The sequence below is a fragment of the Maribacter sp. genome (assembly GCF_049667165.1).
In the GTDB taxonomy this organism is placed as follows: Bacteria; Bacteroidota; Bacteroidia; order Flavobacteriales; family Flavobacteriaceae; genus Maribacter_A.
This window is the reverse complement of the sequence record NZ_JBATHS010000164.1, coordinates 13,258-33,853: the sequence shown is the minus strand read 5'-3', so window position 1 is coordinate 33,853 and position 20,596 is coordinate 13,258. Positions and strand designations below refer to the sequence as shown.

Genomic DNA, 20,596 nt, shown 5'->3' with positions numbered 1-20,596 from the left:
TATTATTCCTCCCAAAAATCAGGTACTTTATTACTTCCTAAAACGGTACAGTCGCCACATTCGGGACGAATCATTAAAAACGGTCCCGTACCTATGGTCTCGTTCGGGTTGCGATTATAATCATAGAAACGCAACCGGTCTTCGTAAATGGCATTGAGCAATTCCCGTTCTCCCAACCTACCAGAAGTGGTTGGGGCTGTAAAAAGACAGGCGGTGGTATGGGGTGGTTTTTCCTCATCCGGATAAAAATCCTCATAATCAAAGAATATACGCTTTTGGTCCACCGAAGAGACCTCAAAAAAACCGGCCACATTCTCCCCCGAACCATCGGTTGCCAAAATATTGCCCCCTAAAAATCCAGGTTGGTCTTCTGAAAAAATATTCTCCGATGATTTTGAAAGCCCTCGTAAGGTTTCGTAATAGGCAAAAGCCGCAGGGTTCTGGACATGCTGCTCTACCAGTATGCTATATCGATACGAAATGATATAGTTGTCGTTTTTGATAAATCTGACCATAAAGCGCGTAATCCGATCCTCAGCAAGACCCAACGTACTATGTATCAAGATTTCCTTTGCCATATCCGTTGCATAACAGACCTGCTCTTCCCGCTCCCTTTGAATTACATTCAAGGAGAACGTATCCTCACCTTCGCTAATGACCACAGCATCATAGGGGCTCCAATATGGAGCGATGATCTTGTAGGTTTCCTCAAACTTGAAATGATAATATCTCGATTGGGCTTCAGGGTCGTAACTATCCACGAATATGCCGATACCCTCTTCCCCATCGTCATTGGTGGTGCGTTCTGCATATAGATCTTCAAGGGTTGTCGTACTTGGCAGTTGCATGGCTTCCGAAGTATATGATCTACCCTCTTGGGTCTCAATAGAAAGGGAGTAGGCAATATCAGGTCGGGCCGCAAAAGTTTCCAAAGAAAGGTAGGTTCCGGGATCGGTCTCCTCAAAGGGATATACACTGCCATCGTCCCCGATGATCTGTACTTGGGCATTCGATTCGCCACGGGGTCCGTCTTCCTCAAAACGATAGGATCGCGTTAAACGTACTTCTTGCCGAGTGAGTTCATTGGTGAGGTTGGCATTTACCACCAACACATCCTCATAATCCGCCACTTCCCCTTCATAGGGTTCAACACAACCAATCATAAACAACAGAAATGAGAACAATATAATCTTGCTACTTAATTTATATGGGCGATATATTGGGATCTTGGTCAATTGTGCATCAAAATTTAAAGTTATAGGTTATCGAGGGTACGGGAATGGCGAAAATAGAGCTTTGCAAGGCTTTGATCTCTCCAGAATCCGACACAAAAAACACCGAATACGGATTATTCCTTCCCAGTACGTTATAAACCGATATATTCCAGAAACTATGTGCCAGCTTTTTAGTCTTGTGGTTTCCTTCGATGTTCAACCCAACATCCAACCGATAGTAATCCGATATGCGATATCGATTGCGGTCGCTATACAGCACATACTCCGCCCCATCAAAGGTATAATTGCCCACCGGAAACGTAACCGGTCGCCCGGTTTGGTAGAGGAAGTTGGTCGATATGCTATAGCGTTTGGTGAACTTGTAATTGAGTACAAGGCTAAAATCATGGGGTTTATCGAAGTTGGACGGAAAATAACGGCCATCGTTCACGCGTTCTTCCCCAAAATCACTATCCAATTTCAATAAGGAACGGGAATAGGTATATCCCAACCATCCGTTCAGCTTACCTGCATTTTTACGGATAAAGAACTCCAGGCCATAGGCCTTACCGGTACCTTGAAGCACTTCGGTTTCTATGGTCTCGTTCAAAATCAACTTGGCCCCGGTCTTGAAATCGAGCAGGTTTTTCTGCCGTTTATAAAACCCTTCCAAGCTAAGCTCATAGGTGTTATTATCCAAGTTCTTATAGAGTCCCAAAGCGAATTGATTGGCTTGTTGGGGTTTGATATTATAATCGGACAACTTCCATGTATCGATGGGCGAAACCGTAGTCGTATTTGACAAGGTATGTATGAATTGATAGGTATTGTTGAAACTGGCCTTGAGGGAGAAATCCTCTCCCAAAAAATACCGTGCCGAAACCCGCACTTCGGGTCCCCCGTAGGTTTTTACCACTTCATTCTTATCAAATGTCAAGGTGTCTACAACCGTTCCCGCACTTCTAGGGTTCCCATCTTCGTACACCCTTTGCTGACTACGGCCCAAGGCGGCAAAAAAGGAATACCGTAAGCCGATATCGAGTAAGAGTCTGTCGTTTATCGTATAGCTATCGGTAAAGAATATTGCGGATTCCAGGCCCCTTTCCTTGGGGATGGCTAAAGGCAAAATAAGGTCTTCGGGGCCTTTCGGTTCTATCTGTCCTGGAAGTACACTGTATAGTTTGCCCGAGATCCCATAATCAAAATTATGGTGCTCATTGAGTAGATACTTCATACGTACCTTCAGTTCGGTTTCATCGATTTGGTATTGCTGTAAAAAATTGTCATTTATACTCCCGTCAAAATCAATATCGAATTTATATTGACTATTGGTCAATATTAAGCTGCCGGCATTTTTTTCATTGAACTTATGGTCCCATTTTAATGAAAATAAGCGATTGCTGTAGCCGTACAATGAATCGGAGGTAATGCTAAAGGCATCCTTGCTATAATATCCGGAGGCACTTAGGCCATTATTTTCGTCAATCTGATGGTTGTATTTCATCATCGCATCGTAAAAATTAGCGCTGCTGTTTTTCAGGGCGACATCTTTCAACGAACGCAACACCCAATCGGAATAGGCTCCCCGACCACCGAGCATTAAGCCCGACTTGCTCTTGATTATGGGTATCTCGACCACGGCATTGGCCGTGACAGGGCCTAAAGAGACTTCCCCCTTGAACTTCTCGGTATCCGGGTTTTTGGTACTGATATCGAAAACAGATGATAATCGCCCCCCAAATTCTGCAGGAATGGCTCCCTTATAGATATTGACATCACTGATGGCAAATGGATTCAAGGCCTGAAAAATTCCAAAGAAATGGGATGGGTTGTACACCACGGCATTATCCAACAAGATTAAGTTTTGGTCCGTTTTCCCACCCCTAACATTAAATCCGGAAGCACCTTCCCCGGCCGTAGTAACGCCCGGTAAAGTGGTTGCCACCTTCAAAAGATCACGTTCGCCCAAAACCAAAGGAATGTTCTTGGATTCCTCGGCCCCTATTTTAGTGTTTCCCGTGGTCGCATCATCCACATTACTGATTGCATTGGCACTGAGGACAATTTCATCCAAGAGTTCATAATTCTCCTCTACGCTGAAATCATAGCTGCCATTGTTGTAAATTACAATATTGGTCTTAGTACTTGCATATCCTAGGGAGCTGGTTTCGACTACATTTAGGCCAACAGGCAGATTTAATATATACCGCCCCCTATTGTCCGTTGTTGTACCAATCCCCAATGCCCTGACTATTAGGGCCATATTCGCTACAGGTTCATTGTTGGCTACGTTATTAATGGTTCCCGAAAGTCTAAACCGTTTCTGGGGATAGCTCTTTTGTTCCTTGCCTATGCGTACGGTCTCTATTTTTTTATTTGAGTCCGATTCCTTCTCCGATAAAAAAATGTTCGTCGGGCTTTCGGCCTCCTCGGATTCAACTGTCGTGATTTCTGTTTCCCCAAAAAAGTTTTCTGGCAGATCACTGTAAATTCTATTGTTCTGGGTGATGATGATGCGGTGATCGGGGGTTATGAAAAAATTGAGTTGGGTATCGGCCAAAAGATCTGAAAGTATTTCCTCCAATGAAGTGTTCGTAAAATGTTTGGTGACCGTTTTCTCCTGTAGCCATTCTTCGGCCACATAAATGGTGCCGCCGGATTTTGCCTGTACTTCTTCCAACGCCTCCGCCAAACCGATATTTTGAAAATCGAAGGAGAACTTCCTTAGGCCTTCTTGTGCGCTGACAAAAAAGAGGGATAATAATGCTAAGATGAGCATGTTGCCCTTCATAGGTCATTTTCTGTTTTAGGTTCAAAAACCGTATCGAAGTCGGATAAAATAGATATATAATAATACTCCGGGTCACTTTTCTTCAACTCATTGTATTTGGCGGCCAAATCATTGATCTGTTTTCTATACTCCGGAAAAAGTGCAGTGATGTGGGTAAGCGATTTCACTTGGGTCATTTCATCATTCAGGCGCATATAATACGCACGGCGGTCCTTGAACTCATGGTATAGCGATTTGCGATCTGATTTTTTTAGGATCCTCTTCCTGTGTTTTTTTAGAAACGTGAAATGGTCCCCTTCCACGAGCACTTCAATAAATCCTGAAGCGGGCAATTCCCTATCCTCCTGTATGGAGAGGTTCACGAACCGATGGCCTTCAATCTCAAATTCCGTAACCCTATCCTTTATCAATTGAACTGCTTGGGAACCATATACCCCTGCATAATATAGTAAAAGTGCATCCCCATAAACATCATATTTCATTTTATACCCAAAATACTCCTGCCCGTCATAGGTCACCGAACCAAGGATAAAATCAGGACTATAAAAGAATTTATGTTTGGAACCCAGAACCCTGAATTCTTCCTTATAGGCAAATCCAGCGAAAACCCCTGAATTAATCAGGCCAATCGTCGCATCGAACTGGGAATACCTGTTGGCTTCCTTTAAATCCTGAGCCCTAAGGACCCCCATACAGGAAACACCCCAAACCAAGGCGTTAAGAACTACGTATAGGCCTACCGCTTTCTTTTTCAAAAGGCTGCTGATTTTACAAGTTATAAGTCTTGATCAATAAATAAACAAGATAGTTAAAATAGTACAATTAAAAGGAATTGGGTTTCTTTGCAAGACACGATATGATGGCAACTGAAAACTGCACAACATGAAAAAAATATATTATTTAAGCACCTGTGATACCTGTAAAAGAATTCTGAACGATTTGAAGCCGTTGGAAGGTTTTGATCTGCAGGATATTAAAACGGAACCGATCACGCCTTCCCAACTTCATGAAATGAAAGCAGTGGCAGGTAGTTTCGAATCCCTTTTCAGCAAGAGGGCCCGACTTTATAAGGAAAGGGGATTGGCACAAAAAAACCTGACCGAAGAGGATTTTGAAAAATTGATCCTCGAACATTATACGTTTCTGAAACGACCGGTAGTACTGTTCAATGATCAAATCTTTGTTGGCAATAGCAAAGCTGTAGTTGATGCCGTCAAAGAAACCATTCACCCTTGAGCAAACGATCCTTAGCCATTATTGCAGCCATTGGAGCGACGACCATCTATGGGCTGAACCATACCATCGCCAAAGGTGTTATGCCCCATTATGTAGGCGCCTTCGGCTTTGTGTTTTTGCGGGTTTTGGGGGCAACCGCCCTCTTTTGGTTTGTTTCCATTTGGGGACCCAAGGAGAAAATCGAAAAAAAGGATTATTTACGTATGCTTGTTTGTGCCCTTTTTGGCATGGGGGTCAATATGCTTGTATTCTTTAAAGGGTTATCGCTTTCAACTCCCATAAATAGTGCGGTTCTAATTACGACTACGCCCATCATCGTTTTGATATTGTCTTCTATTTTAATCAAGGAAAAAATTGTCCGAAGAAAGGTATTTGGGATTTTTATTGGGCTCCTCGGGGCTTTGGGTTTGATCTTGTTCAGCACAGAAATACGGCACGATGCCCCTAATATTCCCCTTGGTAATTTTCTGATCCTAATGAATTCCTTTTTCTATGGTACTTATTTGATTTTGGCCAAAATATTGATATCAAAATACCATCCCTTCACTTTTATGAAATGGTTGTTCTCATTGGGGATCCTTATTTGCCTGCCCTTTGGTTATCAGGAGTTTGTCGAAATTGAATGGTCGTTGTTACCCTTTGACATCATTTGGCGCATCGTATTCGTGATCATCGGGACCACCTTTCTCACCTACCTATTCAATGTTTTTGCGCTTACCCAATTAAAGGCATCTACCTTAAGTGCCTTTGTTTATTTGCAGCCCCTTATCGGAATTCTCTATGCGCTCGGCACGGGCAAGGATACCTTGACTACCATAAAGATTGTGGCAGCCGCTTTGGTCTTTATCGGCGTATATTTGTCAAGTAGAAAAACTAAATCAGATCTTTAGGTTTTTTCGAAAACTTGCGGGTATCTTCTTTGGTCAGTAGGCGAAAACCCTCTGGCCTTTCAAATTGTTGAAAGCGCTGTAAAAACTGCCCCGAGAGCGGTATAAGTTGTCTTGACCCTAGGCTTATCCATGCGCCCATCATTTCACAATGGGCCACGTTTTTACCGTTACTGTCATAAAAATTATGATGGAATTCGAAGAAACAGCCATCCTCACTCATCCCCATAACCTCCAAGGATACCCTAATGGGTTTGCCGGGGAAAACCTCTTTGAAATAGTACATATGCTCATAAAAAACCACAGGGCCTATCTTATTTTTGGCCAAAACCTCATGACCAAAACCATGTTCCATTAAAAAGGCCATTCGGGTATGGCTCATATAATTGATATAGGACGAATTGGCCAAATGACGATTGGCATCAATATCACTCCAACGTACTTCAAACTCCTTTAAAAACATGTTGCGATAATTAATTCGGCAAAAATACCAATTCCTACAGATAAAGGAAGGAATCAAAGTAATTCTTCAACAATATTATTCAGGATATGGCTGCTCCAAAAACAATCGATAGCATTCAAAACAGTTTCTAGGATAGCATTACTTTTTTGCCGGTTCGTGCAGATTCATTGATCGCCTCCAACAAAACGATATCTTTCATCCCCTCTTCGCCAGGGACCATCATTGGGCGGTTTTCAAAAATGGCCAGGGCATCATCATCCATTTGTCGGGCTTGCTGGTTTTGGACAAAGATGTTCAACAATGACCCGTCAGAGGCTCTTCCCTGCACCCCATTGTAGGCTTGAAAAGGTTGCAGCTCATACCATCCCTTGACACATTCCGCATGTAAAAGGTTCATACTTTGCGTTGCCGTTGTTTTTCCATCCCCTTTACCCCCATTAGGAAAATCGAATTCAAAGATGCTGGTTTCGGGAACTTCCTTAAAGATATTGGGCCGTGTATTTTCATGATGGCCGAGTACCGCAATAGGTTCTTCCCCAAAGGTATATCGCAAGGCATTTATGCAGTAGACCCCGACGTCATATAGAAGTCCACCCCCCAATTCCTTATCCATTCGCCACGTGTTCCCTGGATTGGTGATATTAAACCCTACATGGGCCTTTACCTCCTTTATTTTCCCATAAGGTAGTGTCTTGGCCCATTTGATGAGCTGTTGGGTATTGGGTTCATGTTGCATGCGATACCCAATGGACAGGGATACCTTGTTCTTGGTACAAGCATCAATGATCGATTGGCATTCCTTGGCAGTTTTTGCCATAGGCTTTTCGCACCATACATGCTTGCCTGTATGGGCCGCTTTAATAGCATACTGCGCATGAAGCCCTGTGGGAAGTACGATATAAATAACATCAATATCGGGATTGTCGTCGATACGATCCATATTTTGATAATCATAAACATTCTTGTCGGGAATGTTATAGTTTCGTTGCCATAGCGGAACTTTCGAAGGGGTACCCGTGACTATTCCCCTAAGTTCACAGTGCTGCGTATGTTGCAATGCCGGGGCTAAAAGATTGGTGCTATAATCGCCCAGACCGACCAGACAAACCCCTAACTTTTCCTTTAAAGGCCTATTCTTGAAGGCATATTGCGGCAAGAGGCCGATACCTCCAAGTAAAATGCCGGTCTGTTTTATAAAAGTCCTTCTTTTCTGCATGACGTTGGTATTATTCGATGACATAAAGGTTTCTTACAAGATAGTTATATTTTAAAGCCCGCTATATAACTTTAAGAGTTCCTTAGGGATCAATTGCTTATCCCGTAAGTACACTGTAGTATTATGGTTTAATATCCTTACATTGAACTTTAAAAATACACTATGGCTCAAAAAGCACCTTTCATAAAAGACCTTTCCCTACCTGTAATAGCTGCCCCGATGTTCCTTATTTCCGGTCCACAATTGGTGATTGAATGTTGTAAGAACGGGATTGTGGGCACCTTTCCTGCCTTGAACCAACGTACCAGTGAAGGCCTTGAGGAGTGGCTCATAGAAATCAAAAACGCTTTGGCGAATTTCGAGAAAGTGACGGGCAAAAAAACCGCCCCATTTGGGTTGAACCTCATAGTACACCCCACCAATCCTAGGCTTGAGGCCGATATAAAGCTTTGTGTAAAATATAAGGTACCCTTGATCATCACCTCACTCGGCGCCGTCTCACAAGTGGTAGATGCCATTCACAGTTATGGGGGGCTTGTTTTTCACGATGTCATCAAAAAAAGACATGCCCAAAAGGCAGCTGGAGCCGGTGTAGATGGACTCATTTTGGTGGCCGCTGGGGCAGGAGGGCATGCAGGGACGATAAACCCTATGACTTTGGTAGCCGAAATAAAGAAATTCTATGATAAGACCATTATTTTATCGGGTTGTATAAGCACGGGAAGGGATATCGCATCGGCCCTTCAAATGGGGGCGGATTTGGCCTATATGGGCACGCGTTTCATTAACGTTGAAGAGAGCAAGGCCACCGATGCCTATAAAAAAATGATCATCGAAGCCGGTGCCAGTGATGTAGTCTATACCGCTGCCATTTCTGGAGTACACGCGAATTTCTTAGGCGCCAGTCTAAAAGCTGCCGGTATCACCGAGGACGATTTGAAAAAGGACAGGAAGATAGATTTCGGGAAAGAGCTGGATACAGAGGCCAAAGCATGGAAAACCATCTGGTCTGCAGGACAGGGCGTCGCCTCTATTGAAAATGTATTACCTGTTTCTGAATTGATAGACAACTTGAAATCGGAATTTAAATCGGCCATTGAGGAACAGACGAAAGTGTTGGACGTTTACCCTAAATAACTTGCTTAATCCCACCCAAAAAAAGTATGCCCCTAATATCATCAGACTATAACCCACCCTTATTATTCAAAAATGGTCATTTTTCGACCCTATATGCGGGCTTATTACGAACCGTATCGGGAATAACCCAAGAACGGGAACGAATTTTACTCCCCGATGGGGATTTTCTGGACTTGGACTGGAGCTATGGGCCGCAACGGACCCGTAAAGTGGTTATTTTGTTACATGGCTTGGAAGGTAATGCCCAACGACCCTATATGACGGGAAGTGCAAAAATGGCCAATACCCACGGCTATGATGCCTGCGCCGTAAACTTTAGAGGATGTAGTGGAGAACCCAATATCCTTTATCGTTCTTACCATTCCGGCGCTACAGAAGATTTGGATAGTGTGATACACCATATTTTAAGCGCAAAGATCTATGCCGAAATCTATATCAAAGGATTCAGTTTGGGAGGTAATCTTGCATTGAAGTATATCGGTGAGGACCGCCAGATTTCCGAAGCGATCAAAGGGGTCGTTGGAGTATCGGTACCCTGTAGCCTCTATAGTTCCTTAAAACAACTTTTGCAACCCAAGAACTACCTATATGCAAAGCGCTTTAAAGACCACCTAAAAGCCAAAATGCGGGCGAAACAACAATTGTTTCCTTCAAAAATTCAAGATGAAGATATCACACAAATCAAAACGCTAAAAGATTTTGATGATATCTATACCAGCAAGGCCCATGGTTTTAAAGATGCCTTGGATTATTACACGCAATGCAGTTCCTTGCAATTTTTACCACAAATAACTATTCCGGCACTTATCATCAATGCCAAGAACGATTCTTTCCTGGGTTCGGAATGTTATCCGTACCAAGAAGCTAAGGAAAACGAATCAGTATTTTTAGAAGTACCTGAATATGGTGGGCATGTCGGATTCTACGGAAACCAAAATACCACCTATACCGAAAAGCGTGTTATAGCATTTTTTGATGCGTTATAAGCCCTGAAAAAAAAAGATTCTATTTGCTATCTTTAGGGCTTCAAAAATCAAATACATGAGAAAATTCGTTGCTTTTTTGACCATCACAGGACTTATACTGAGCTGTGGTGGAAAAAAAGAGGAAAAGAAAGGTGGTTTTGAAATGAACCGTACAAAAAAAGAAGTCAAAGCCTTAAATAACGTAGATGAAGTTCCGGTTGACATGAACAATAAAGGGATTGGCCCTATTACCTCGGTTGAATTTGATGCCCAAATCAATACAGAATTGGCCGCGCAAGGGGAAAAAATATATTCGACCATTTGCATTGCTTGCCATATGGCGGAAAAACGTATGATAGGCCCTGCCTTAAAAGGGATCTATGATATCAGAAGTCCGGAATGGGTCATGAATATCATCCTGAATCCCGATGGGATGCTAAAGGAAGATCCCATTGCCATAGCGTTGTTAAAAGAATACAACAATGCGGTTATGCTCAACCAAAATTTAAGCCAAGAAGATGCTAGGGCCATAGCCGAATATTTGCGAACACTATAATTTTCCAAAACGTGGTATTTTAATGCTGTTATCCCTTATATTTATATGGGGCAACAGCATTTTTTGTACCGACATCAAAAGTTAGCTACAAGTAGAACCAATCATATTGTAAAAAAAATGACAGTACTGGCAGTCAAACAAATATTTAAGGTAATAATTGCAGCCTACCAATCTTTACAGCATTGGTTTGCAAACCTTGGCGTTCAAAATACATCCACTATGAAATTATACTTCTTATCGATTCTATGCGCATTGGTTTTACTAAGTTGCGATAGTAAAAAAGAAATCAGTTCGATCAATCCTGAAAATTGGTCAAAACGAAAGATTGACATTACCAAGAAGGACAGTCTTGAATATGGCAAATCGTACTTATCGATATATTCACAGATATACAGTTCCTCGGAGCATAAAACCCATAACCTAACCTCAATGGTAAGCTTGAGGAATACCAGCGATATTGATTCCATATACATCCTAAAAGCAAATTATTTTGACACCCATGGCAAACACGTAAGAACCTATTTTGAAACCCCTATTTATTTAGGTCCCTTGGAAACTGCAGAAATTATCATCGATGAAATGGACGTTTCTGGGGGAACGGGCTCAAATTTTATTTTTGAATGGAAAATACCCATAGGGGGATCAGAGCCATTATTCGAAGGGGTCATGAATTCTACCATGGGGCAGCAGGGACTGTCATTTACAACAGAGGGCAAACGCATACAATAACAACCAGGGCAAGTCGCCCTTTTTTACATATTTAAGGAAGATTCCTTCTTGTTGTAGGATTCAAGTCAAGCATGATCCTCGTTATTTCATAGTGGATTCTTGGGTTGCCTTACACCTAGAATCGATTCTGGTTTATTTCGTTTTCACTAACCAGTACAATTCGTAGGGCCTTAATTTCAAGTTGCCATCCATAAATTGAACTCTCTTGCCAGATATAAGATTTTTAGGGTTTGAACTAGCCCCATAAGACCCCAAGGTGATTTCAGCAATGGTTTGTGATACTTCATCAAAATTACATATCACCAATACCCCTTCATCGTTGTCTGATGGCCTTTCGTATATTAAAATGTGAATATTACGACTGTCATACAAAACCAGGTTGTTTTGATCTGCAAAGGCCCGGTGTTCTTTGCGAATGTGAATTAAATGCTGTAAGGCATAGAATATTTCAGAATGATAGGTTTTTTGGGTATCGAGTTGGGCAATGGCATCCCAATCCTGATGGGGGCGGTTTACCCATCGACTATCTTCTTTTTTGTCACTATCAGAGAGGTAAGAATAGTCGTTTAGGGTTCCTATTTCATCCCCAGCATAAATAAGGGGTATACCGCCGTATGATAGAACAATGCCGTGCATCATGATTATTTTATCAATGGCCTTAGTAATTTTGCCCCGATTCTTTTGTTCAAGGGCCTTTTCCAGTCCCAGCAAGGACGCCGCACTTCCGGTAATCCTTCCATCCCCAGTTTTAGGATTGTACATGAACATATAGCCTTTGGCCGGTGACCAATCGATATTTTGGCAATAATAATCCAGCAAAAATCGGCGGTGCAATTGGGCGTTCCAGCCAATATCATGAATGTGGTGATCTTCGAACCCTAGACCTATATCATCATGGCAACGTATATAATTGATCCATGTGGTTTCTTTGGGTTTTTCGGGTAGATTATGAATATTTTTATAAAGCAGGACCGTTTTTTTTGTGGCGATGGCATCCCATAACAGGGCCATTAAGGTCGCATTATAAGCAATTTCACATTCGTTTGCCTTCAACGTCCCTGAGCCGAAATATTTAATTATTTCATTGGGCGCTACTATAGCCTCCGCCAAAAACACGACCCCTGGTGCCAGTACCTGCAGACACATCCTGAATAATGAAATAAGGGTATGGGCTTCGGGCAGATTTTGGGACAAGGTCCCCAATTTTTTCCACATAAACGCCAAGGCATCCAATCGTACAACATCCACGCCTAGATTCGCGAGTTTCATAAGATTGCCCAGCATCTCTATAAAGACTTCGGGATTTGAATAGTTCAGGTCCCATTGATACTGGTTGAAGACGGTCATGACCCATTTCTGCATTTCATGGTTAAAAATGAAATTGCCAGGGGAGGTCATAGGGAATATTTCCGGAAGCGTTTTTTCATAGGCGTCCGGAAGGGTCCTATCCTCAAATATATGGTAATATCCCTGGTATTTTTTTTCACCTGCCATGGCTTTTTTGGCCCACGGGAATTCATTGGAAGTGTGGTTGGCGACAAAATCCAACATGAGGAACATGTTTTTATCGCGCATTTTTTCAGTAAGCCTCAAAAGGTCTTTTTTCGTACCAAACCTTGGGTCTACCTCATAATAGCTGTTTACCGCATATCCCCCGTCGTTTTCACCCTTGGGTCTTGGGGTGATTGGCATAAGATGAACGAAATTCACGCCTAATTTTTCAAAATACCCTAGTTTGTCTTCCAAACCCTTAAGGTTATCATTGAAATGATCAACATAAAGCTGCATACCGACCAATTGTTCAGACTGAAACCAATTTCCTTCCTTTAAACGGTTTATATCCAGCTCCTTAAGGGAAGAAGGTCTTTGTTCAAAAAGTTTAGGAAGTGATATCAATAGCTGGTTGAAGGCGTTTTCATGCGCTTCTTCAGGATACAGTGAAAAAAATAAGTCCTTGATCAAGGTGAGGTTGGTAGCCAACCTTTGTTCATAGAGCGCATTAAAATCAATGGCTTTGGTCTTTTTTTTGGAATCAAAAGCAAGGTACTTATGAAGGGATGCCTGATTCATTCGGTAGCGTTGAGTTGTTTCAGGTTGGGTAGGGACGGGATTGCCCCAAAGTTTGTGGTTGTAAGTGCCCCTGCCTTATTGGCCTTCTTTACCATATCTATTAACGGCCCTGTATCTTTTAGAATTTCGATGGGATCATGCAAGTTCGCTATTTGGTAAAGCAGGCACCCGATAAAGGCATCCCCGGCCCCTGTGGTATCCACTGGGTTTACCGGTATACTGGGGATGGTGTGCTTTGTTTTTTTCGTACTTAGCAACGTACCTTCCCCACCCAAGGTAATGGTAATGACCTGTGTGCCTATTTCGTGCAGAACCGCACAACATTCCTCTAAATCGGTCTTGCCTGATAGCAAACGGGCCTCTTCAAGACTGAATTTGCATAAATGGGCTTTTTGCACAAAAGGCATGCATTTTTTTATAAAGGTATCTTCTTCGCCCTTCCATAGATCACCCCGAAAATTGGGGTCAAAACTGATAAAGGAATTTTGGGTGAGGGCATCAAAAAAGTACCGTCCATACGCGGCCTCCAAATCTCCCCCTAAAAGGGCAGTGGCAGCACCAAAATGCACCATATTGTCTTGAAATGAGTTTTTTATGCTGGAATCATACTTCAATTTTCTATCCGCGCCCCGGCTAAATACAAAATCGCGTTCCCCATCTTCGGCTATAGAGACAAAAGCAATTGTAGTAAAGTACTTTGAGCGTTGTGCCAAACTTATATCAACATGGTTATCCTTTAAAATGGCCAATAAGAAAGAACCGAATTGATCTTGCCCTACACAACCAATAAATTTACTCAACCCGCCTAGTTTGGCAATAGCGCAGGCTACATTTGCCGGAGCCCCTCCCGCTTTTTTGGTAAACACATTCGCTTTGGCAAGATCGCTTCCCTGATTTTCAGCAACAAAGTCGATCAGCAATTCACCAATACAATAAACTTTCTTCATAATTTTATGGACTAATATGCCCAAGGTACTGACAAAAAGGGATTTATTCCAAAATTTTATATGAATTTATGGTGAAGAATGTCTGGGAAGCATCATAGCATAAAGACTCTTTGGCGGCAGCCTCGATAATACTATTTTCCCCTACATCTTTAGATTGGGATACATTTGTTATTCCCAACCCCCTTTTCACGATTTAAGTGACTTCAATTAGCATGACGTTTCCCGTGACACCCCACAAATATCCTAACCTGAATCATAAATATCGACCACTCTGGCTTTATAGATAATCTCACCCAGAATGTCGTTCTATGGTGGATCAATCGACGGATCGATTTGATCTTCGACAACGGTTGTTTCAGTGCTATTCCAATTTTGTTCAGGATTGGGTGATGCGAGCCCCGATTTATTACAACCAATAAAATAATGGTAGTGCAAAAAAGCGCATTAAAATATAGATAATACCCTCTATATTCCAACGCGCTTTGATGTATTGTTCTGTATTCCTTACCTCGTTAACCACATTTGGAAGAACCACAATCCGTACAGGTGAGGCATCCTTCTTGGTAGATCAAATTGGTGGATTTACAATTGTCACATTTTTGGCCTTTGGCCATGGTACCGTCTTCCACGAAACGTTTTAAGGCACGGGCTACCCCATTTTTCCAGGTATTGATCGATTCCCCTTCCAATTGTAGGCTATTGATCAATTCCACTATTTTCTCAATAGGCATACCATGCCGTAAGGTGCTTGAAATCAATTTCGCATAATTCCAAAATTCTGGATTGAATTTATGTGAAAGCCCTTCTATGGTCGTCTTATACCCCCTTTTGTTCGTGTACTGAAAATCGTAGCGTGAGGTGCCGTCTTCATTTCTATTTTTGATGATCACACCATCCTCTACCCAACGGGGAATCAAGATCCCGTCCTCATCATCGGCCAATCCGGTAAAGATTTCATAGGGTTTGTCCTCAATAAGTCCGATAAAGGCAATCCACTTATCCTTATTGTTCTGGAAACGAACAATATCAGCCTCTAATACTTCGGGGCGCTTAGTAGGAAAGGAAGTCAGGGTTTCTTCCGCTTCGGGTTCATTGGAAAGCAATACGCCAGATCGCGAACCATCGCGGTATACCGTTACCCCTTTGCAGCCTGCTTTCCAGGCTTCCAAATACAATTTACCCACCAATTCTTCCTGGGCGTCATTTGGTAAATTAATGGTAACGCTGATGGAGTGGTCTACCCATTTTTGTACCGCCCCTTGCAATCGCACTTTGCTCAACCAATCCACATCATTTGAGGTCGCCTTGAAGTATGGTGATTTTTTTACGATCTTATCAAGGGCGGCCTGACTGTATGATTTTTCAGTATCGAGGCCATTGGCTTCCATCCATTGTTTGAACCTATGGTGGAAAACCACATACTCTTCCCAAGAATCACCGACTTCGTCAATAAAAGTGACTTTTGAATTCTTATCATTGGGATTTACTTTTCTTCGTCGCTTATAAACAGGAAGGAAAACCGGTTCTATGCCCGAAGTGGTCTGTGTCATTAGACTTGTGGTACCGGTCGGGGCTATAGTCAACAATGCAATATTGCGACGACCGTATTCCAACATTTCATAATATAACTTTTCATCGGCTTCTTTGAGGCGTAGAATAAATGGGTTGTCCTTTTCCCTTTCCGCATCAAAAATCTCGAATGCCCCACGTTCCTTGGCGGCATGGACCGAAGCTCGGTAGGCCTCCAAGGCAATTGTTTTATGCACTTCGACCGAGAATTTATTGGCATCATCACTTCCATAACGCAACCCTAAAGCTGCCAACATATCACCCTCAGCGGTAATGCCGATGCCGGTACGCCGACCGTTGATGGCTTTTTCCTTTATTTTTTGCCATAACCGTATTTCCACGGCCTTGGTTTCTTCCAATTCGGGATCAGCAATGATCTTGGCCAAAATACCATCTACCTTCTCCAACTCCAAGTCAATGATATCATCCATGATGCGTTGGGCCGATGCAATATGTTTTTTAAAGAGGGGGAAGTTGAATGCGGCTTTTTCCGTGAATGGATCTTCTACATAAGAGAAAAGATTGATGGCCAATAATCTACAGGAATCGTAAGGACACAAAGGAATTTCCCCACAAGGGTTGGTCGATACCGTTTTATAACCCACATCCGCATAGCAATCGGGTACCGATTCATTGATGATCGTATCCCAGAACAAGATTCCAGGTTCTGCGGATTTCCAGGCATTATGAACAATTTTGCCCCATAACTTATTCGCTTCGATGTCTTTCGAATATTTTGGATCTTCACTGTGTATCGGAAACTTTTGGGTATAATTCGTGTTGTTCTCCACCGCCTTCATGAACTCATCATCAATCCTTACGGAAACATTGGCACCGGTAACCTTGCCTTGTTCCATTTTGGCATCAATGAAATCTTCTGCATCTGGGTGATTGATGGAAACCGATAACATCAAGGCACCTCGGCGACCATCTTGGGCCACTTCCCTTGTTGAATTGGAATAACGTTCCATGAAGGGTACCAATCCTGTCGAGGTCAATGCCGAATTTTTTACGGGCGAGCCCTTGGGTCGTATGTGGGAAAGGTCATGGCCTACACCACCTCGACGTTTCATTAACTGTACCTGCTCTTGATCTATTTTCATAATCCCCCCGTAAGAATCTGAATTCCCCTCATTTCCGATGACGAAACAATTGGACAGTGAAGCGATTTGATAGGGGTTGCCAATACCAGCCATAGGGCTGCCTTGGGGCACGATATATTTAAAGTACTTGATCAGATCATAAACCTCCTTTTCTGACAAGGGATTGGGGTATTTTTGCTCGACCCGACTTATTTCCCTGGCGATTCTGTGATGCATATCGTCGGGGTTCAATTCGTAGATATTCCCATTAGAGTCTTTAAGGGCATATTTATTAACCCATACTTGGGCTGCTAAATCATCGCCTTTGAAATAGGCCAAACTGGATTGATACGCTTCTTCTTGGGAAAAAGTTTTTGCTTGGGATGGTACTGTTTTTAATTGCATTTGTGAATGATATGGTTTTAGGTGCTTAGTAAGAAAGTATAAAAGTAGACAAAAAGAAAAGAATTCGTTTATGACAAATATCATAATGTATACAAGAAAATATGGTCAATATCCTGATTTACAGTTAACTAAAAAATTATCAACAAAAAAAAGTTAACAAATTTATTTAAGCAATAATATAAATCAAGTAACAAATCAAAACACTGCGAGACCAATAATTTATTGGGTTTTCCACTTTGGAACGTATAAAGAAATCCTTACCTTTTAACAAATTAAAAAAATGGCACCATGAGCTTATTTGATGAAATAAAAAACAAACTGAGTCACGAATTTATAGATATCATTGAATGGTTGGATACTTCAAATGATACGATTGTACATCGATTCGAAAGATACCAGAATGAGATTAAGAACAATGCGAAACTGATCGTACGTGAAGGACAGTCGGCGGTTTTCGTAAATGAAGGACAATTGGCCGATGTCTTTAAACCGGGCACTTATACCTTGAACACGAAGAACCTTCCCATCCTAACAACGTTAAAAGGATGGAAGTATGGTTTTGACAGTCCCTTTAAGGCCGAGGTCTATTTTGTGAACACACGTTTGTTCACCGATGAGAAATGGGGGACCAAAAACCCGTTTATGTTAAGTGATGAGCGTTTTGGCCTGGTCGAGATAAGGGCATTCGGCACCTATAGCTTCCGTATCAATGACCCTGGTAAATTTGTGGTCGATGTCGTAGGTACCGATGGTAATTTTACGAACTATGAAATCAATGAGCACTTAAAGAGTTTGATCGTTACCCGCTTTACCGATACCGTGGGAGAGGCCAACTTGCCCATAGAATTATATGCGGCCAATACCAGTGAGCTTTCTGAAACCTGTCAAGTGGTGATGCAACCTGAATTCGGTCGGGTAGGTATTGAATTGGAGAAATTCTATATAGAGAATGTTTCCATGCCCGAAGAGCTTAAAAAAGAAATCTTTGAATATAGTCGGCTTGATAAATTGGACATGACCAAGCTCTCACAATTCAAAGCTGCCAAAGCCATGGAGGCTGCAGCCAAAAACGAAGGAGGTACTGCTGGTGCAGGTATGGGTATGGGTATGGGCTTTGTTTTGGCCCAACAAATGGGGAACATGATGAGCCAGCCCGGTACCCAACAACCATTTGGCGGGCAACCACAACAAGCAACGGCACCCCCACCAATGCCCACACAGGTCGTATATCATTATGCGGTAAATGGGCAACAATTGGGTCCGGTCACCTTCGATAAATTAAAAGAGCTATTCGCAAGCAGAACCATCAATAGGGATTCCCTGATTTGGAAACAGGGCATGGCCAATTGGGCTGCCTTGAAGGATATCGAAGAATTGAAGGTATTCTTAGGAGGGAGCACCCCACCGCCATTACCAACAGCTTAAGCACCATATAAGTATTTCTTGAATTTCCACTTTGATATGGAAAAGGCAGCAATTGTATATGGAAGAAACCCTTAATTCAGAAGTCAATAAGTCCTGTGCCAATTGTGGTGCCGAACTTAAATTCAAACCAGGATCACATCAGCTTACATGCGCATATTGTGGTTATGAGGAATTTATTGAACAGGCCAAAAGCAGTTTTGAGGAACTCGAACTCGAACACTACCTTAAGGTCGTAGGGGAAAATGCCTATACCGAGACCATAGATCTCTTGCATTGCAAGAATTGTGGGGCAAATCAACATGTTGAGGAGAATTATAAATCATTGGATTGTGTCTACTGTGGCGAACCCTTGATCCGTGAAGACATTGAAAAAGAAGGTTGGATCCTTCCTGGGGCATTGGTGCCATTTCAGTTGGATGCCAAGAAAGCACGAACCATCTTTAAGAATTGGGTCGGTGGCATTTGGTTTGCACCCAATAATTTAAAACGTGCAGCATTAGATCCAGAGGGTCTTCATGGGTTATATATTCCCTATTGGACCTTTGATTCCAATTTGGTGGCAACATATCAAGGACAACGGGGGGATTATTATTATGAAACCCAAAGGGTGCGTACTAAAAATGGGATGAAGACCCAGCAGGTTCGTAAAACAAGATGGTCATCTGCCTCAGGAGCGGTCAGTGGTTTTGTAGATGACATTCTGATCAACGCCTCAGAAAAAAAGCGAAGGGAGGTTCCCGGAAAAATAGCCTATTGGAATTTGAAGGAATTGGTAGTTTTCAATTCAAAATACCTGGCGGGTTTTGTTACCGAAAAATACACCATCTCCTTAAAAGAAGGCCACCATCAGTCTTTTCAGAAAGCTAAGGAAATCGCATATACTTGGATCCGAAGGGATATCGGAGGGGATACCCAGCGCATCAACCATGCCGATATCAAACTGTCCGATGAAACCTTCAAACACATTTTACTCCCTGTCTATATCAGTTTTTACCGGTATAATGGTAAGGAATACTTTTTTTATATCAATGGGCAAACAGGGGCGTTGAGCGGCACAAGGCCGTATTCTTTCTGGAAAATATTCTTTTTAGTGCTTTTTATTCTTGTTATGATTCTTCTAATTGCGATTTTTGCACAATGAACACAAGAAGGACATTGGTCATAGGTGATATTCATGCAGGTTTGAAAGCGCTTGAACAGGTGCTGCACAAAGCCGGGGTTTCCCAGAACGATAGGTTGATCTTTCTAGGCGATTATGTTGACGGCTGGAGTCCCGTTGTGGAAACAGTCGATTTTTTGATTGCCTTGTCACAAACCCACGATTGTCAGTTTTTACGTGGCAATCATGACGAGCTTTGTTGCCATTGGTTGCTCACTGGTGAGGATAACCCCATGTGGCTTCAGCATGGTGGGGCATCAAGTAGACAATCTTATGCCAAAGCCGATTCTCCAACCATAGAAAAACACATTCGATTTTTTAATGGATTGAAAAATTATTATTTGGATTCGGAGAACCGTTTATTTCTACACGCAGGGTTCACCAATGTCAAGGGTGTTGCGCACGAATACTTCCCAAAGACCTTTTACTGGGACAGAACCTTGTGGGAGCTGGCACTTTCATTGAACCCTTCCTTACAGGAAAACCATGACCACTATCCTAAAAGACTCTTGCATTATAAGGAGATTTTCATTGGTCATACACCCGTTACCCGAATTGGGGAAACTACCCCCCAAAAGGCGGCCAATGTTTGGAATATGGATACGGGAGCAGCATTTTTAGGGCCATTATCGATGATGGATGTTCTTTCCCATGAGATATGGCAAAGTGAACCTGTGCATACCTTTTATCCGGATGAAAAAGGCAGAAACTAAAATTTAGCACAACTTTATCAAAATTTTATGGA

17 protein-coding genes are annotated in these 20,596 nt (G+C 42.3%); 9 read left to right on the top strand and 8 right to left on the bottom strand.

All coding sequences use genetic code 11. The annotated features are described in order from the left end of the window. Nucleotides 1-2: 2 nt before the first annotated feature. From WBM98_RS08530 to WBM98_RS08520, 3 genes are read right to left on the bottom strand one after another with little or no spacing between them, the layout of a single operon-like run. Nucleotides 3-1,235 (bottom strand): DUF4249 domain-containing protein, encoded by a 1,233-nt coding sequence (locus WBM98_RS08530; RefSeq protein ID WP_424365601.1) that lies wholly within the window; start codon nt 1,233-1,235, stop codon nt 3-5. 7 nt (nt 1,236-1,242) lie between these two features. Further along, complete coding sequence (locus WBM98_RS08525; protein WP_424365600.1) at nt 1,243-4,005, bottom strand: TonB-dependent receptor; 2,763 nt, start codon at nt 4,003-4,005, stop codon at nt 1,243-1,245. Next, on the bottom strand, nt 4,002-4,760 hold the full coding sequence (locus WBM98_RS08520; protein WP_424365599.1) for a hypothetical protein: 759 nt from the start codon (nt 4,758-4,760) through the stop codon (nt 4,002-4,004). The genes WBM98_RS08525 and WBM98_RS08520 overlap by 4 nt, the downstream gene beginning before the upstream one ends. A 127-nt stretch (nt 4,761-4,887) precedes the next feature. Between WBM98_RS08520 and WBM98_RS08515 the strand changes: the two genes are divergently transcribed. Further along, nucleotides 4,888-5,241 (top strand): arsenate reductase family protein, encoded by a 354-nt coding sequence (locus WBM98_RS08515; RefSeq protein ID WP_424365598.1) that lies wholly within the window; start codon nt 4,888-4,890, stop codon nt 5,239-5,241. Then, the gene (locus tag WBM98_RS08510; RefSeq protein ID WP_424365597.1) at nt 5,238-6,131 is read left to right on the top strand and encodes a DMT family transporter; all 894 of its coding nucleotides are present in this window, start codon (nt 5,238-5,240) and stop codon (nt 6,129-6,131) included. The genes WBM98_RS08515 and WBM98_RS08510 overlap by 4 nt, the downstream gene beginning before the upstream one ends. Here the strand turns inward: WBM98_RS08510 and WBM98_RS08505 are convergent. Both WBM98_RS08505 and WBM98_RS08500 read right to left on the bottom strand, forming a co-directional pair. Then, nucleotides 6,115-6,591, bottom strand: coding sequence for an acyl-CoA thioesterase (locus tag WBM98_RS08505; protein ID WP_424365596.1), 477 nt, complete (start codon nt 6,589-6,591; stop codon nt 6,115-6,117). The two genes, WBM98_RS08510 and WBM98_RS08505, sit on opposite strands and share 17 nt — an antisense overlap. Before the next feature lie 127 nt (nt 6,592-6,718). After that, nucleotides 6,719-7,807, bottom strand: coding sequence for a Gfo/Idh/MocA family protein (locus WBM98_RS08500; RefSeq protein WP_424365595.1), 1,089 nt, complete (start codon nt 7,805-7,807; stop codon nt 6,719-6,721). Between the two features lie 162 nt (nt 7,808-7,969). Between WBM98_RS08500 and WBM98_RS08495 the strand changes: the two genes are divergently transcribed. From WBM98_RS08495 to WBM98_RS08480, 4 genes are all read left to right on the top strand, one after another. After that, nucleotides 7,970-8,944, top strand: coding sequence for an NAD(P)H-dependent flavin oxidoreductase (locus WBM98_RS08495; protein WP_424365594.1), 975 nt, complete (start codon nt 7,970-7,972; stop codon nt 8,942-8,944). A 26-nt stretch (nt 8,945-8,970) separates the two neighbouring features. Then, nucleotides 8,971-9,930: a YheT family hydrolase gene (locus tag WBM98_RS08490; RefSeq protein ID WP_424365593.1), complete on the top strand. Its 960-nt coding sequence runs from the start codon at nt 8,971-8,973 to the stop codon at nt 9,928-9,930. Nucleotides 9,931-9,985: 55 nt separating this feature from the next. Further along, nucleotides 9,986-10,465: a c-type cytochrome gene (locus WBM98_RS08485; RefSeq protein WP_424365592.1), complete on the top strand. Its 480-nt coding sequence runs from the start codon at nt 9,986-9,988 to the stop codon at nt 10,463-10,465. Between the two features lie 219 nt (nt 10,466-10,684). Then, nucleotides 10,685-11,194 carry a DUF3124 domain-containing protein gene (locus WBM98_RS08480; protein ID WP_424365591.1) on the top strand — a complete coding sequence of 170 codons (510 nt, stop codon included), beginning with the start codon at nt 10,685-10,687 and terminating at the stop codon, nt 11,192-11,194. A gap of 132 nt (nt 11,195-11,326) precedes the next feature. On the opposite strand, the gene WBM98_RS08475 is transcribed toward WBM98_RS08480, so the two are convergent. The 3 genes from WBM98_RS08475 to WBM98_RS08465 all read right to left on the bottom strand — a co-directional run bounded on the left by WBM98_RS08475 (nt 11,327) and on the right by WBM98_RS08465 (nt 17,267). Further along, on the bottom strand, nt 11,327-13,264 hold the full coding sequence (locus WBM98_RS08475; RefSeq protein WP_424365590.1) for an amylosucrase: 1,938 nt from the start codon (nt 13,262-13,264) through the stop codon (nt 11,327-11,329). Then, entirely contained in the window at nt 13,261-14,211 is a 951-nt protein-coding gene (locus WBM98_RS08470; RefSeq protein ID WP_424365589.1) for a carbohydrate kinase family protein, read from the bottom strand. The genes WBM98_RS08475 and WBM98_RS08470 overlap by 4 nt, the downstream gene beginning before the upstream one ends. A 512-nt stretch (nt 14,212-14,723) precedes the next feature. Next, nucleotides 14,724-17,267, bottom strand: coding sequence for an adenosylcobalamin-dependent ribonucleoside-diphosphate reductase (locus WBM98_RS08465; protein WP_424365588.1), 2,544 nt, complete (start codon nt 17,265-17,267; stop codon nt 14,724-14,726). Nucleotides 17,268-17,555: 288 nt separating this feature from the next. Here WBM98_RS08465 and WBM98_RS08460 point away from each other — a divergent pair, with 288 nt between their 5' ends. From WBM98_RS08460 to WBM98_RS08450, 3 genes are read left to right on the top strand one after another with little or no spacing between them, the layout of a single operon-like run. After that, a complete protein-coding gene (locus WBM98_RS08460; protein WP_424365587.1) occupies nt 17,556-18,692 on the top strand; it encodes an SPFH domain-containing protein in 1,137 nt (378 codons plus the stop codon). Between the two features lie 58 nt (nt 18,693-18,750). Continuing rightward, on the top strand, nt 18,751-19,833 hold the full coding sequence (locus WBM98_RS08455) for a DNA helicase PriA (protein ID WP_424365586.1): 1,083 nt from the start codon (nt 18,751-18,753) through the stop codon (nt 19,831-19,833). Continuing rightward, a complete protein-coding gene (locus tag WBM98_RS08450; protein WP_424365585.1) occupies nt 19,830-20,564 on the top strand; it encodes a metallophosphoesterase family protein in 735 nt (244 codons plus the stop codon). Before WBM98_RS08455 ends, WBM98_RS08450 begins: the two co-directional genes overlap by 4 nt. The last annotated feature ends 32 nt before the right edge of the window (nt 20,565-20,596 follow it).